13 protein-coding genes are annotated in these 15,058 nt (G+C 63.5%); 12 read left to right on the top strand and 1 reads right to left on the bottom strand.

The annotated features are described in order from the left end of the window. Positions 1-156 precede the first annotated feature (156 nt). The 6 genes from H5J25_RS14770 to H5J25_RS14745 are packed head-to-tail and all read left to right on the top strand — an operon-like array spanning position 157 to position 7,903. Complete coding sequence (locus H5J25_RS14770; protein WP_202092251.1) at positions 157-2,994, top strand: TonB-dependent receptor; 2,838 nt, start codon at positions 157-159, stop codon at positions 2,992-2,994. Between the two features lie 15 nt (positions 2,995-3,009). After that, positions 3,010-3,564, top strand: a complete 555-nt coding sequence (locus H5J25_RS14765) for a hypothetical protein (RefSeq protein ID WP_202092249.1) — start codon at positions 3,010-3,012, stop codon at positions 3,562-3,564. Then, positions 3,561-4,502 (top strand): family 43 glycosylhydrolase, encoded by a 942-nt coding sequence (locus H5J25_RS14760; protein WP_202092247.1) that lies wholly within the window; start codon positions 3,561-3,563, stop codon positions 4,500-4,502. The genes H5J25_RS14765 and H5J25_RS14760 overlap by 4 nt, the downstream gene beginning before the upstream one ends. A 41-nt stretch (positions 4,503-4,543) precedes the next feature. Further along, complete coding sequence (locus tag H5J25_RS14755) at positions 4,544-5,692, top strand: aldose epimerase family protein (protein ID WP_202092245.1); 1,149 nt, start codon at positions 4,544-4,546, stop codon at positions 5,690-5,692. Positions 5,693-5,714: 22 nt separating this feature from the next. Continuing rightward, positions 5,715-6,878, top strand: coding sequence for a cellulase family glycosylhydrolase (locus tag H5J25_RS14750; RefSeq protein WP_202092243.1), 1,164 nt, complete (start codon positions 5,715-5,717; stop codon positions 6,876-6,878). A 2-nt stretch (positions 6,879-6,880) separates the two neighbouring features. After that, positions 6,881-7,903, top strand: a complete 1,023-nt coding sequence (locus H5J25_RS14745; protein ID WP_225883146.1) for a glycoside hydrolase family protein — start codon at positions 6,881-6,883, stop codon at positions 7,901-7,903. Here H5J25_RS14745 and H5J25_RS14740 read toward each other — a convergent pair. Next, positions 7,900-8,655 carry a FadR/GntR family transcriptional regulator gene (locus H5J25_RS14740; protein WP_202092240.1) on the bottom strand — a complete coding sequence of 252 codons (756 nt, stop codon included), beginning with the start codon at positions 8,653-8,655 and terminating at the stop codon, positions 7,900-7,902. The genes H5J25_RS14745 and H5J25_RS14740 overlap by 4 nt on opposite strands. A 105-nt stretch (positions 8,656-8,760) precedes the next feature. Here H5J25_RS14740 and H5J25_RS14735 point away from each other — a divergent pair, with 105 nt between their 5' ends. From H5J25_RS14735 to H5J25_RS14710, 6 genes are read left to right on the top strand one after another with little or no spacing between them, the layout of a single operon-like run. Beyond that, a complete protein-coding gene (locus tag H5J25_RS14735) occupies positions 8,761-10,329 on the top strand; it encodes an aldehyde dehydrogenase (NADP(+)) (RefSeq protein ID WP_202092239.1) in 1,569 nt (522 codons plus the stop codon). A gap of 46 nt (positions 10,330-10,375) precedes the next feature. Beyond that, a complete protein-coding gene (araD1, locus tag H5J25_RS14730) occupies positions 10,376-11,368 on the top strand; it encodes an AraD1 family protein (protein WP_202092237.1) in 993 nt (330 codons plus the stop codon). After that, entirely contained in the window at positions 11,368-12,294 is a 927-nt protein-coding gene (locus H5J25_RS14725; RefSeq protein WP_202092235.1) for a Gfo/Idh/MocA family protein, read from the top strand. The genes araD1 and H5J25_RS14725 overlap by 1 nt, the downstream gene beginning before the upstream one ends. Continuing rightward, positions 12,287-13,174 carry a 2-dehydro-3-deoxygalactonokinase gene (locus H5J25_RS14720; RefSeq protein WP_202092233.1) on the top strand — a complete coding sequence of 296 codons (888 nt, stop codon included), beginning with the start codon at positions 12,287-12,289 and terminating at the stop codon, positions 13,172-13,174. Before H5J25_RS14725 ends, H5J25_RS14720 begins: the two co-directional genes overlap by 8 nt. Continuing rightward, the gene (locus tag H5J25_RS14715; RefSeq protein WP_202092231.1) at positions 13,171-13,821 is read left to right on the top strand and encodes a 2-dehydro-3-deoxy-6-phosphogalactonate aldolase; all 651 of its coding nucleotides are present in this window, start codon (positions 13,171-13,173) and stop codon (positions 13,819-13,821) included. The genes H5J25_RS14720 and H5J25_RS14715 overlap by 4 nt, the downstream gene beginning before the upstream one ends. Before the next feature lie 47 nt (positions 13,822-13,868). Then, positions 13,869-14,861, top strand: coding sequence for a glycoside hydrolase family 43 protein (locus H5J25_RS14710; RefSeq protein WP_404829619.1), 993 nt, complete (start codon positions 13,869-13,871; stop codon positions 14,859-14,861). Positions 14,862-15,058: the final 197 nt, after the last annotated feature.

Raw genomic sequence — 15,058 nt, 5'->3', positions numbered from 1 at the left:
GCCGGAGCTAGTTGACGAAGACTATGCACGCCGACAATGTCGCATTCTTGCAACATGCATTCATTTCTCCGACAAATGCGTCTTGCTTCGGCGCCCCGAAAATCATAGCACGCCAATTGTCGCTCGGAATACCGACGGCATTCGAAGGGGAGAGGTATGATTACGAAGGCGGTACTTGGTACATCCGTAGCGGCACTGGCACTGATTGTCGGACTATCGCCCGCCGCGGCGCAGTCGAATCCTGCGACCGACGCGCAAGATGCGCCCAAGCCTGACGCGCCATCCGATCAAAGCGTAAGCCCAGCGTCCCCCGATGCTTCCGTGCAGGAAACGCCCGCTGAATCCGGCGATATCGTCGTAACGGGGTTCCGCCGTAGTCTTCAGTCTGCACAGACGATCAAGCGCCTGTCCGACGGGATCGTCGATGCCGTCGTCGCTGAGGATATCGGCAAGTTGCCCGATACGTTCGCCTCCTCCGCGCTGCAGCGTGTCGCGGGTGTCGCAGTGACACGTGGCGGCGGCGAGTCGGCAGGTGTCACCGTTCGCGGCCTTCCTGACCTGACCACGACCTATAACGGTCGCCAGATCTTCACCGCCGAAGGGCGCTACGTCCAGATCCAGGATTTCCCCGCCGGCACGGTCGCCGCGCTTGAAGTGTACAAGTCGGGTCTCGCCCCGCAGATCGAGGGTGGTATCGCCGGCGCCATCAACGTGCGCGGTCGCAAGCCGTTCGATTTCAACGGTTTCGAACTGTCCGGATCGCTGAATGGCGTGCTGTCGCAACAGTCGGAGAAGATCGTACCGAACGGCAACGTGCTGATCAGCAACCGCTGGAACACCGGCATCGGCGAGATGGGCCTGCTACTCAACGCGTCGTACGTCGGCATCAACTTCATGGATTCGACCCGCGAGCAATCGCTTGTGATCGGTACGACCGACGCGAACAACGCACCTGGTGCCGCCGGACTGCGCTTCCCCGATGCACAAGGAAACTTCCTCGGCTATGGCGCGCGCTATCGCCCCTCGGCCAATGCGGCGTTTCAGTGGAAGCCGACGCCGGAACTCGAAATCTACGCTGACGGTCTGTACCAAGGCTTCCGGTCTAAAGACTATAATCGCTGGATGTTCATTCCGATCTTCGGCGGACTTCAGTTTTCCAACGTAACAACGATCCCCGGCACCAATCAGATCGCGTCCGCGACGGTGACCAATGCGGTCCGGCCTGATGGCTATACCGGATCGTTTAACGGCAAGACCGATACTTATCAGGCGGGCGGTGGCGCGATCTGGAAGCGCGATCGGCTGCAAATTTCAGCGGATGTCGCGTATACCGACAGTACGTACACCGCGGATCTCGTGAACGTGGACTATGCGATGCGCTCGTCACCGGTTCGCAACGTCGTGTTCGACGCGCCCGGCGATGGCGGTCCGACCCAAACGTTCGTCAACTTCAACATCGCCGATCCGTCGAACTTCGTCGCCCGCGGACTGTATCAGGAACTGTTGGTGGTGAGCGGGCAGGACTGGCAGGCCCGAACCGATTTGCGATACGATCTCGACCTTGGCTTCCTGAAGCGGATCGAAGTCGGCGTGCGTTACAGCGATCGCAAGGCGTCGCGCGATTTCGGCAACCTTTACAATAACGTCGCCGTCCCCGGCACTGCCACGACTCCTCCAATCTTCTTTGAGGATCAGCAGATTTTGCTGTCCTCGCTGCCGGGAGCGGATGTTCGGGCGACCCTGCCGGGCTTCACCTATAACGATTTGCAACCGAATAAGACGTTTGCTGCGCTTACCCGCGACAGCATCCGCGACAATCTTCCCGCGCTGCGTGCCCGTTTCCTCGTTCCCGAAGGACGCCCGCCCTACAATCCGGGCGATAACTTCCGCGCTAACGAGAAGTCCTATTCGGCCTACGCACAGTTGAAATACGGATTTGATCTTGGCGACGTCGTGATCGACGGTGTGGCCGGCCTGCGTGCGATCAAGACCAAGACTGATATCAGCAGCTTCGGTTTCGCCAACGGGGCGCTGACGCCGATCACGCGTGATAATAATTACACGGACTATCTGCCGAACGTCAGTGCGCGTATCGCTTTCAACGACAAGCTGCAGTTGCGCCTAGCTTACACCCAAACGCGCACGCGGCCGAGTTTCTTCGATTTGCGTCCAAATCTGTCGATTGGGCAACCTGTCGATCCTGCGGCGCTTCCCGCCGGGGATCCGTGTCGCGATGCGGCTAACGCCAATACCGAGGATTGCATCCGTCGCCTGTCCACCCCGGCCAATGGCGGCAACCCCAATCTGAAGCCTCTGACCTCGAACAATTACGACGCAAGCTTGGAATACTATTTCTCGCGTACCGGTTCGGTCACCGGCGCGATTTTCCGGCATGACGCCCAAGGCTTCGTTGCTACGGTCGACAACTATTATACCGATCCGCAGTTCGGCCGTCTCCGCGCGTTCCAGCCGGTCAATCTCGGCAATACCCGATTGCAGGGTGCGGAGGTCACCTTCACCAGTTTCCTTGATATCGACAGTCTGCCCGATTGGGCGAAGGGCTTCGGTATTCAGGCCAATGGTACGTTCATCGATGCCAAGGGCGATCTACAGCCGAACTTCGCCGCGACGCTGAATAACCGTCAACAGGCTTTTCCTGGCGTATCGAAATGGGCGTACAACGTTGTCGCCTTGTACGAGAAGCCGATGTTCTCGGCACGTCTGGCGTACAATTACCGTTCGAAGTTCGTGAATTACTACAGCTTGGAGCCGCTGGATCCGATCGCGCATCCAGTGATCGAGAAGGGACGCGGGCAGCTCGACTTCTCGACCTCGGTCACGCCGGTGCCGAATATTACGGTGGCGTTCGACATCATCAACCTGCTTGGCAATCCGCTTCAGCGTTCTCGTCAATATGACACGGGCGACAAGTTCTCGCGGCAAATTGTCTATCTCGAACGGGCCTATTCGCTCGGTGTACGGTTCCGCTTCTGAATCGGGGAGGGTGGCATGAAGCATGGTATTCTGCTGGGCGTGGCGGCAATTGCCGCACCCGTCGTCGCGGTCGCGGCCCAAGCTGATCAATCGGCCGAGGCCGTGTTTGCGCAACGGCTGGTCAATGATCCGCGTGCCGAGGCGCTAAGGCCTTATGGACAGCCGATCCCGCCCGAGGTGCGCAGCGACAAGACGGTGCAATTCGGCAAGGCGCTGCGCATCCCGATCAGCAGCGCGGCGCAGGATTTCTGGCGGGTCGGGATCGTCACGCCGACATTGAAGCCGGTCAAGGAAAGCGACCGCCTTGTCGTCGCTTTCTGGGCGCGCGCGCAACGCACGGAGGCGAATTCGCCGGGAAAGCTGTGCCGCGTACAGCTTGAGGCGACGCCCGTTGTGCGGACGATCTTCGAACAAGCCTTCGACATTACGCCCGAATGGAAAATGTATAAGATCAGCGGGAAGGCGGACCGTGCCTATCCGGCGGGCGGGCTCAATGCCGCGTTCCATCTGGCTTGCGCGAAGCAGACGATCGATATCGGGCCGGTGTTCATTCTGGATTACGGCCAGTGAAGCGCTTTCTCGCCGGGATCGGCCTGACGTTTGCCGCGCTGACGGCCACCGCCGCCCTCGCCGACAATCCGCAGTTTCAGGGCGCCGACCCGCACGCTGTGTATATCGGCAACGAGCTGTGGGTTTTTCCGACCGGCGGACCCGGCGGAAGCTGGGCGGCAGACCGGTTCGGCGCTTTTTCGTCGACCGATCGCAAGCACTGGAAAAGCCGCGGCGAACTGATCCGCCGCGACAGCATCAAGTGGATCGGCGACGACGGTGCGCGCGAGCATTTCCTGTGGGCCCCGGGCGTCGCGACGCGTGGCCGTAAGTGGTATCTCTATTATTCCGTCGGGCCGCAAAACCCGACACCGAGCCGGATCGGGGTCGCGGTCGCGTCCCGCCCGGAGGGTCCGTATATCGACAGCGGAAGGCCTTTGCTGACCGGCGGAAACGGATTCGAGGCGATTGACCCGATGACGTTCGTCGATCGAAAGTCTGGCAAGGCGTACATGTATGCCGGCGGCAGCGCAGGATCGACGTTGCGCGTGTTCGAATTGACGCCAGACATGGTCGGGATCGCGCGCGAGGTGAAGGTCGCGCAGCCGCCCAAATTTACCGAGGGTGCGTTCATGCACGAGAGCAACGGCATCTATTATCTTTCCTACAGCCACGGACGCTTCAACGGACCGGACTATTCGGTCCACTACGCAATGGGGCGTTCGCCGCTGGGGCCGTGGCGCTATCGCGGCGAAATCCTGTCGAGCGACCAACGGCACAAGGGCCCGGGGCATCACAGCTTCGTGCGCGATCCGAAGACCGGAGCGTGGCTTATCGTCTATCATCGCTGGGAAAATCCGGTCGGTGGCGCACCGTATCAGGGCGAGCGGCAGGTCGCGATCGATCGAATCCGCTACGCTAAGGACGGAACCATCGTGCCGGTCCGGATGACCGACTGAACGTCGCTGGCCTGCACCGCGAGCATTTGGAGAAGAACGACATGAACACCCGCACCCGCCTTGCTGCCACCGCGCTCGCCGCTCTCGCCATCGCCTCGACGGTGCCGGGCGCCCAGGCGGCGGATGCCAAGCGCAGGACGTTCGGTACAATGCCTGACGGGCGGGAGGTGCCTGCGGTTACGCTCAGCAACGGTCGCGGAGTCTCCGCCACGATCATCGCACTCGGCGCGTCGATTCAGGCGCTGATGATGCCGGACAAGACGGGCAAGGTCGAGGACGTGCAGATCGGCTACGACACGCTGGACGGCTATCTCGCCAAGCCGGAATTCTTCGGTGCGACCGTCGGCCGCGTCGCCAACCGCATCGCCAAGGGTCGCTTTACGCTCGACGGCAAGAGCTACACTACGCCTACCAATGACGGCCCCAATTCGCTGCACGGCGGGACGAAGGGATCCGACAAGGTCCTGTGGGAGGTCACCGAGGTGAAAAGCGGACCTGTCGCTTCGGTCACGCTGCGCTATGTCAGCCCGGACGGGGACATGGGCTATCCCGGCACGGTCACGACCTACGCGACCTATTCGCTGGACGAGAAGAATCAGCTGACGATCGATTACCGCGCGACGACCGACAAGCCGACCGTCGTGAACATCAGCAACCACGCTTACTGGAACCTGGCCGGCGTCGGATCGCCGCGCGGGGCGATGGGGCATATCGTGATGATCCCGGCGGAGCGGTACACGCCGACCGACGCGACGGCGATCCCGACCGGCAAGCATGTGCCTGTTGCTGGCACCGTCTTCGACTTCCGCACACCCCGCGCGATCGGGGACCGGGTGCGCGACGCACGCGATCCGCAGATCGCGTACGGCCGTGGCTATGACCACAATTGGGTGATCGGCAATGCCGTCACGCCGACGCAGCATTTGATGGCGCGCGTGGTCGAGCCGGTATCCGGACGCGGATACGAATTGTGGTCGAACCAGCCGGGGCTGCAATTCTATTCGGGCAACTTCTTCAACGGCACGATCACGGGCAAGAAGGGGCAGATCTACCGCATGGGCGATGCGATCGTAATGGAGCCGCAGCTGTTTCCGGACGCACCCAACCAGCCGAGCTTCCCGTCGGTGCGGCTCAATCCCGGCCAGACGTATCGCAACACGATGGTTTACAAGCTGACGATCGCGCGCTGACCGACCGAACCGGAGAGACGAGATGAAGCACTTCGTAACTGCGCTGCTGGTCACCGCCGCATTCGTCGCCGTCCCAGCCGAGGCGCGGGGGCGCTGGACCGAGGCGCAAGCCAATACTTGGTATGCGAAGCAGCCTTGGCTGGTCGGGGCGAACTACACCCCCGCCAGCGCGATCAACCAGCTCGAAATGTGGCAGGAAGCGACCTGGGATCCCAAGCGGATCGACTACGAACTGAACCTTGCGCAAAGCATCGGGATGAACACGATGCGCGTATTCCTGCATGATCAGCTCTGGCAGCAGGATCCCGAGGGTTTCAAACGGCGGATCGGCGAATTCCTGACGATCGCGCAGCGGCACGGAATCAGGCCGCTGTTCGTCCTGTTCGACAGTTGCTGGGACCCCGATCCGAAGCTTGGACCACAGCATCCACCGATCCCCGGCGTGCACAATTCGGGCTGGGTTCAGGGACCGGGGCTGCCGGGGCTGCGCGATCGCGCGCGCTATCCGGCGTACAAGGCCTATGTGCAGGGCGTCGTCGGCGCGTTCGCGAACGACGACCGCATCCTCGGTTGGGACGCGTGGAACGAGCCGGACAACGGTGCGGACCAGTATAAGGGCCAGGAAGGCAAGGAACCGCTGGTGCGCGCGATGCTGGCGCAGGTGTTCGACTGGGTCCGCGACGCAGACCCAAGCCAGCCGATCACGTCGGGGGTGTGGTGGCACGATGACTGGACACCGACCGGTGGCAAGCTGACGGCGATGGAAAAGCTTCAACTCGGCCAGTCCGATGTCATCAGCTTCCACGATTATGGTTGGCCGGAGGCGTTCGAAGGGCGGATCAAGCAATTGCTGCCATATGGACGGCCGATCCTCTGCACCGAATATATGGCGCGCGGGAACGGATCGACGTTCGACGGATCGCTGCCGATCGCCAAGCGCTACAATGTTGCCGCAATGAACTGGGGCTTCGTCGACGGTCGCACGCAGACGCGGCTGCCTTGGGATAGCTGGCAGAAGCCTTATGTCATGGCCGAACCGACCATCTGGTTCCACGAGGTGTTCCGGAACGACGGCACGCCGTATCGCAAGGCGGAAACGGATCTGATCCGCCGTCTGGCCGCGGCGCCAAAGGGTGTCGTGCCGCCCGCCGACCCGATCGTAGCGGTACCGCGCAAACGGCGCTGATCGTGCGACGGCCGATGCAAGGCGCGGTCGCGGCGCTGTTCGCTATTTCCGGCCCGTCGTTGGCGCAAGCGCCAGGCGGGCCGGTTACGCCTTATGTGGATCCGGCCCGCGCCTATCTCTTCGCGCACATGACGAAAGAGCATTATGGCGATCTGTATTATTCGGTCAGCCTCGACGGACTCCACTGGACGCGGCTGAACGGCGGGCGGCCAGTGTCTGCGGACTATCACGGCCACGCCTCCATAGCGCGTGGCGGTGACGGCCGGTACTATCTCGTCGGGAACAAGGGCGACGACGATCCGCTGATCCGGTTCTGGGTTTCGGACGATCTCGTCCGCTGGACGATCTTCGGCACGTATCGACCCGATTTACGCGACATCCCCGGGCATCCGCATGCCTTGCAGCGGATTGGCGCACCCAAGCTGTTCTACGACACGCCGTCGCGCCAGTTCCTGCTGACGTGGCACACGCCCAATCTCGACGGATCGGCGCAGGGCCCGGAACGCTATTGGGCCAGCCAAAGGACATTGTACGTGCGATCGCCCGATCTCCGAACGTTCGCCGCGACCCCGCGCCGGATGTTCGCCTGGAATATGGCGACGATCGACACGATCGTTCAGCCGGACGGCAAGAAGGGATATTGCGTCGTCATCAAGGACGAGCGCTACCCCTCATACGACTGGCCGACGGGGAAGACGATCCGCATTAGTTGCGCGAAGACACTGCTCGGCCCGTATCCGCTACCGGGTCCGCCGATCAGTCCCAATTTTCGGGAAGCGCCGACCATCGTGCGCGCCCCGAACGGGAAGGATTGGCTGCTATATTACGAACAATATGCCGGGACGAGCTACGGCCTGTCGACCGCACCGACGCTGAAGGGGCCGTGGTATCAAGTGTCGGGTAATACCGGCGTGCCAGACTGGAACCGCTATGAAATGCCAGCCGGTACGAGGCACGGATCGATGATACCGATTTCGCGCGCGGAATATGACGCAGTGGTGCGCGCCTATCCCAGGCAACCCTAGCTACGGACGCCCATCGCGGTACGCGTATCGTCCAGCGCCAGATCGACCAGCACGCGCATCGCATCGCTCGCCGCACCCGAATCGCCTGCCACGATGGCGTCGTAGACACGCATGTGATCCGGCAACGGGTTGCGTGGCAGCGTGCGGCCGCGCTGCTTGAACTGTGTCGTCCAGTTGACTGCTGCCCCGATGCTCGCGCTGAGAGTCAGCAAGGCGTCGTTGCGCGTCGCCTGCAGAATCGCAGTGTGGAAATCGCGGTCGGCCGCGCGGCCGATTTCGGTTGACAGCGTATGCCGCCGCATCGCTGCGAGAGCGTCCTTCATCACTTTGAGATCCGCCTTGTCCCGTCGTTCGGCGGCGAGCCCTGCCGCGGCGGGTTCGACGATCGCGCGCAGTTCGAACAGGTTGCGGACGAAATCCACATCCGGCTCCCCGGCGAATGCCCAGGCGAGCACCTCGGGATCTAGCAGGTTCCAGCGGCTGCGCGGTAATACCCGTGTTCCCGTTTTCGTACGGCTTTCGACCAATCCCTTGGCCATCAGCACCTGCACCGCCTCGCGGTAGGCGCTGCGCGAGACTTCCAACTCCTCGGCAAAGGCGATCTCGCCAGACAGCGTGTCCCCCGGCGCATATTCGCCTGACAGAATGGCAAGACCCAGTTTGTGGGCGACCGCGCCGTTCAGCCGGCGGCCGGTGCCCCGCGGCGTACGTGCTTTCTTGGCGCCAATGTCGTCGGCAATCTGGTCGGTCATATCGATCTCCGGGGGGAACACCTAACAGGGTCGCCGCCAAGTGGAACGACAAATCATTGCGTTTCGCGCCCTCGCACAATATGTCGGAGTAATCAGGAGATCCACATGACCGATGACACTGCCACGATCGACCGCGCCGACACGTCCGAATTCCGGTCCGTCGCAGCGGCCACCGGCGAACCTGTCGGCGATCCGTTCCCGGTTCATGGCTTGTCCGACGTCGATGCGGCCTGCGCTGCGGCGGACGCAGCGTTCGACGCATACCGCTCGACCGACCGCGAGACGCGCGCGCAATTCCTTGAGAAGATTGCCGAAGAGATTCTGGCGATCGGCGATGACCTGATCGTCGCCGCGATTCTTGAAAGCGGTTTGCCGCGCGCCCGCCTGGAGGGCGAACGCGGTCGTACGATCGGCCAGCTCAAGCTGTTCGCCGGCGTCGTACGCAGCGGCGCGTGGCTCGGCCTGCGGATCGATCCCGCAATGCCCGACCGCCAGCCGTTGCCGCGCCCCGACCTGCGCCTGCGCATGATTCCGCTGGGGCCGGTAGCGGTGTTCGGCGCGTCCAATTTCCCGCTCGCTTTCTCGACTGCCGGTGGCGACACCGCGTCGGCACTGGCGGCGGGCTGCCCAGTGGTCGTCAAGGGACACCCGGCCCATCCGCAGACGGGCGCGCTGGTTGCCGAAGCGATCGGCCGCGCTATCGCCGCCTGCGGTTTACCCGCCGGCGTATTCTCGCATCTTGTCGGCCCGGGTAACGATCTCGGCAGCGCGTTGGTGAAGGATCCGCGGATCGCGGCGGTCGGCTTTACCGGATCGCGTGGCGGCGGGCTTGCGCTCCTTGCGCTGGCACAGGCACGCCCGGTTCCGATCCCGGTCTATGCCGAAATGTCGAGCATCAATCCGGTTCTCCTGCTCCCGGCTGCACTCGCATCGCGCGGCGCAGCGCTCGGCGCGGCCTTTGTCGGTTCGCTGACGATGGGATCGGGTCAGTTCTGCACCAACCCCGGCCTCGTGCTTGCGGTCGAGGGGGAAGGGCTGGATGCCTTTATCACTTCAGCGACGGAAGCGTTGCTTACTGCGGAAGCCAGCACGATGCTGACTCCCGGTATCCATGCGGCTTATTCCAAGGGTGTCGAGACGCTGGCCGGCAAGCCCGGCGTCGAACTCCTCGCTCGCGGCAAGCTGGGCGCGGGAACGACCTGCGGGCAGGCAGCCTTGTTCACGACCACGGCAGAGGCTTTTCTATCCGATGAGTCGCTCGGGCATGAGGTGTTCGGTGCATCCTCGATCGTCGTGAAATGCCGCAACACGGACGAAGTGCGCCGCGTGATCGAGGATCTGGAAGGACAGCTGACCGCAACGTTGCACATGGACTCGCAGGACGAAGCAATGGCGACCGAATTGCTGCCTGCGCTCGAACGCCGGGTTGGGCGCATTCTCGCGAATGGCTGGCCGACCGGCGTGGAAGTTGCGCATGCGATGGTCCACGGTGGTCCCTATCCCGCGACATCAGATGCCCGAACGACATCGGTGGGCAGCCTTGCGATCGACCGTTTCCTGCGGCCCGTTTCTTACCAGAACCTGGCGCAATCCGTATTGCCGCCCGAACTGCGTGACGATGCGGCCAGGGACGGCGTTCCGCGGTTGCTCGACGGGGCGCTCGACCTCGGCTGAAGCTTACATACAGCCGCAATGACGGCGATTTTCTGGGAGAGGTTTGATGGCATTCCGTCTGCTGCAGTATCGTGCGGCGAGTGGCGAACGATCGGTGATCGCGGCGATCGATGACGCCGCCTTCGTCGTACAGGGCGTGGCCAGCGTCCGGGATCTCGCGATGCGGGCGATCGCCGAGGGCACTACGCTGCGGCAGGCGGTCGATACGCTCGGGCTGGGCAATCCGGTCGATCTGGTAGCGGAGCATGCCGCCGGTCGCCTGATCTCGCCGATCGATCATGAAGACGACGCGCACGTGTTGTTGACCGGCACGGGGCTGACGCATCTCGGATCGGCCGAGGGACGCGACAAAATGCACCGCGACGCCAGCGCGGCGGCGACGCAGACCGATTCCATGCGCATGTTCCTGGAAGGCGTAGAGGGCGGCAAGCCGGCATCGGGCGAGACAGGCCAGCAGCCAGAATGGTTCTACAAGGGCGATGGGTCGCAGTTGGTCGCGCCGGGCGAAGCGCTGACCATGCCCGATTTCGCGCAGGATGGCGGGGAGGAGCCGGAGCTTGCCGGCATCTATCTGATCGGGCCGGACGGGACGCCGTTCCGGCTGGGCCTGTGTCTTGCGAACGAGTTCAGCGATCACGTGACCGAGCGGCATAACTATCTATGGCTGGCGCATTCCAAGCTCCGGCAGGCGGCGCTTGGCCCCGAATTGCTAGTCGGTGCCCCGCCTGCGCATGTCGAGGGGAGCAGCCGTATCGTCCGGAACGGCGAGACGCTGTGGGAAAAGCCGTTCCTGTCGGGCGAGGACAATATGTCGCACAGCCTCGCCAATCTCGAACAGCATCATTTCAAATATGCCTTGTTCCGTCGTCCGGGTGATATTCACATCCACTTCTTCGGCACGGCGACGTTGTCGTTTGCCGACGGGGTGAGGACGGAGGTCGGCGACGTGTTCGAGATCGAGGCCGCGCCGTTCACTCTGCCGCTGCGCAATCCGCTCGCCCGCGCCGCCGCCGCCATGGTTTCCGTCCGGTCGCTTTGATGGACCCGATCCGCATCGCCGTCGTCGGCATGGGCAAGATCGCGCGCGACCAGCATCTGCCCGCGATCGCCGGAAACAAGGCGTTCGGGCTGGCCGCAACGGTCAGCCCGCACGATCCCGGTGTGGAGGGCATCGCGCACCACCGCAGCCTGGACGCTCTGTTGGCCGAAGGTCCGGCGGTCGATGCGGTGGCACTCTGCACGCCGCCGCAGGTTCGCTACGACCTTGCCGCGCAGGCACTTTCACGCGGCGTACATGTCTTCCTCGAAAAGCCTCCCGGCGCGACGCTGGCGGAGGTCGCCGCGCTTGACGATCAGGCGCGGAAAGTCGGCGTCACTTTGTTCGCCGCATGGCATTCGCGCTTTGCCGCCGGAGTGGCACCGGCGCGCGCCTGGCTTGCGGAGCGGCGGATCGACCGCGTCGCGATCGTCTGGCGCGAGGATGTCCGCGTGTGGCATCCGGGGCAGGCCTGGATCTGGGAACCGGGCGGCCTCGGCGTGTTCGATCCGGGCATTAACGCACTGTCGATCGCGACTCACATCCTGCCGCGCCCGTTCTTCCTGAAGACCGCAACGCTGACGATTCCCGCCAATCGCGCCGCGCCGATCGCCGCCGACATCGAATTCCGCGATACGGCGGGTGCACCAATTACGATGGACCTCGACTGGCGGCAGACCGGTCCGCAAAGCTGGGACATCATCGTCGAAACCGATGCCGGCACGATGAAGCTGTCGAACGGCGGCGCAGTCCTGTCCCTTCCCAGCGGTACGGATCGTAGCGAGGATCGCGAATATCCGGGCCTGTACGCGCGGTTCGCCTCGTTGATCCACGGCGGGCGCAGCGACGTGGATACCGATCCGCTCCGGCTGGTCGCGGACGCCTTCCTACGTGGTCGTCGCGAAACGACCGAAGCGTTCCATGACTGACGCCGCTCCGTCCGATACGTTTCTGGCGATCGATTGGGGTACCACCAATCGTCGCGTGTATCGGATTGCGAGCGGTATGGTCGAACAGACAGAGCGTGACGATCGTGGCATCTTGTCCGTCCCGTCGGGCGAGTTTCCGGCTGAGGTGGCGGGCATTCGGCAACGGATGGGCGACCTGCCGATCCTGTGCGCCGGCATGGTCGGGTCCAACCGCGGGTGGGTCGAAATTCCCTATGTCGATTGTCCGGCAGATCTTCAAAGCCTGTCGGCGGGGATCGTCTGGGTCGAGTCCGGACGGACCGCAATCGTTCCGGGTGTGGCAACACGCGCGGGCGGCCATGCCGACGTCATGCGCGGTGAGGAAGTGCAATTGCTTGGTGCGGTCGCGGCAGGCCTCGTGCCTCCGAGCGCCCTGCTGTGCCAGCCGGGCACGCACTGCAAATGGGCGACCCTGGATGATGGAGCGATCACCGGTTTCGCCACTGCGATGACCGGCGAACTCTTCGCGTTGATGCAGAAGCACAGCCTGCTCGCGTCGCAGATGACGGCTGACGTACGACCGGGCGCAGATTTCGACCGGGGCGTGAACGACGCGACGGACGAAGCATTGCTCACGCGGCTTTTCAACGTGCGCGCGGATTTCGTCACCGGACTGCGCGCCGACGACAGTGGTGTCGCATCTTATGTAAGCGGACTGCTGATCGGGACGGACGTCCGCGCACAGCATGTAGTTGGACGCGACGCATACGTTCTGGCCGATCCGCAGCTTGGCTCGCTCTACGCGACCGCGATCGACGCGGCGGGTGGGCACGCACGACTGATCGACAGCCACGCTGCCTTTATTGGCGGTATCACCTCCATCTGGAACAGCCTGTTATGACGATTCCACAGGATTTTGGGCGCGCCTTCGCGCGGTTCCCGCTCGTCGCCATCCTTCGCGGGATCAAACCCGACGAGGTCGAGGCGGTCGGTGACGTTCTGGTCGAAGCCGGCTTCACGTTGATCGAGGTTCCGCTGAATTCGCCCGATCCGCTGATGTCGATCGAACGGCTGGCCAAGCGTCTGAACGGCGTGGCGGTCGTCGGCGCCGGTACCGTCCTGACCACGGATAACGTGGCCGCTGTCGCCGCGGCCGGCGGGCGCATGATCGTTTCCCCCAACTGTAACACCGACGTCATCGCCGCGTCGGTCGCTGCCGGACTGGCCTCGCTGCCTGGATGCTTCACCGCCACCGAGGCGTTCGCCGCGTTGCAGGCCGGTGCCCACGCGCTCAAATTCTTCCCGGCCGAAGCAATGAGCCCGGCGGTCGTCAAGGCCTTGTCGGCGGTGCTTCCGTCGGCGGTGCCGAAGCTGGTGGTCGGGGGTGTCGCGCCGGACACGATGCAGCCCTGGGTTGCCGCCGGCGCGGTCGGGTTCGGCCTGGGATCCGCGCTGTACCGGGCCGGCGACACGGCCGAACATGTCGCGAGCAACGCGCGCGCCTTCGCCGCCGCGGTCGAGGCGCTCGGGTTGACGGGCCGGGGGTGACGGCCGGCGCAGCCATCAAGGTCGCGCTAGCGCTGATCTTTTCGGGCGTGATCGGTCAGGTCGGCTGGGGCACAGGCGCCGACGCCCGCGCACCGGAACGAAGGATAAGGAACCCCTTGTTGCCCTCGGGGCCCGATCCGTGGATCGTGAGGCAGGGCGACACCTATTTCTACATGAACACGCTCGGCAATCGGCTGGCGATCCGCAAGACGAAGGACCTGGCTCGTCTGGCGGATGCCGACGAGAAGACGGTCTGGACCCCGCCAGCCGCGGGGCCGAATTCCATATCCATCTGGGCGCCGGAACTGCACAGGATCGGTGGTAGCTGGTACATCTACTATACGGCGGCGGCAAGCGGGCACGACGATGACGCGCATCGCGGAATCTTCGTACTGGAAAACCGCAGGGCCGATCCCACCGAAGGCGTCTGGGTCGATCGCGGACGCTTGAACACAGCTCATAACGGCATCGACGGAACCACCTTCGCGCATGCCGGCAAACGCTATTTCGTCTATTCGCCCTATGTCGGACCCGACAGCGTGCTGGCCATCGCGGAGATGTCCGATCCCTGGACGTTGAAGGGGCCGGAATCGATCATCGCCCGACCCGATCTCGATTGGGAACGCCGCGGCGGGCGGCAGATACTCGAAGGGCCGGAATTTCTCGTCGGGCCGAAGGGCGATCTGTTCCTCAGCTATTCGGCCAGTGCGTGCTGGTCGGACGATTATGCCATCGGCCTGCTCCACGCCCGGCCCGGAAGCGATCCGCTCGATCCCGCCATATGGTCCAAAAGCCCGAGACCCGTCATCGCCAAGGCGCCCGATCGGAACGTCTATGCGCCCGGGCATAACGGCTTCTTCACCGCCCGTGACGGCACGACCTGGATCGTATATCACGCCAATCCGGCAGCAGGCATGAAGTGCACGGCGAAACGCTCACCCCGGATACAGCAGGTGCGCTGGTCATCACGCGGGTTGCCGCTATTCGATCGCCCGATCGCGTCGGATTTGGCGATCTCGGGGACTGGTACGGCCCGGTAGAGAGGGATGCGATGCGAACACGACTGCACGCCATACTCGCTTCCCTGGCGGTGATCGCCAGCGCGATCGGGCCAGCTTCCTTTTCCCAGGCTTTTCAATCGGAAACGCAGCTTCGGGGGCGGGTCCCGGTGGAGAAGGATGGTGAAAGACATCGTGAATTTCTGAGTGAACGGGATCGCCTGATCCGGTCGGGCGGA

Origin of the sequence: Sphingomonas aliaeris (assembly GCF_016743815.1) — a bacterium.
Classification (GTDB): Bacteria; Pseudomonadota; Alphaproteobacteria; order Sphingomonadales; family Sphingomonadaceae; genus Sphingomonas; species Sphingomonas aliaeris.
The sequence above is the reverse complement of the archived record's forward strand: the minus strand, read 5'-3'. Positions and strand labels throughout refer to the sequence as shown.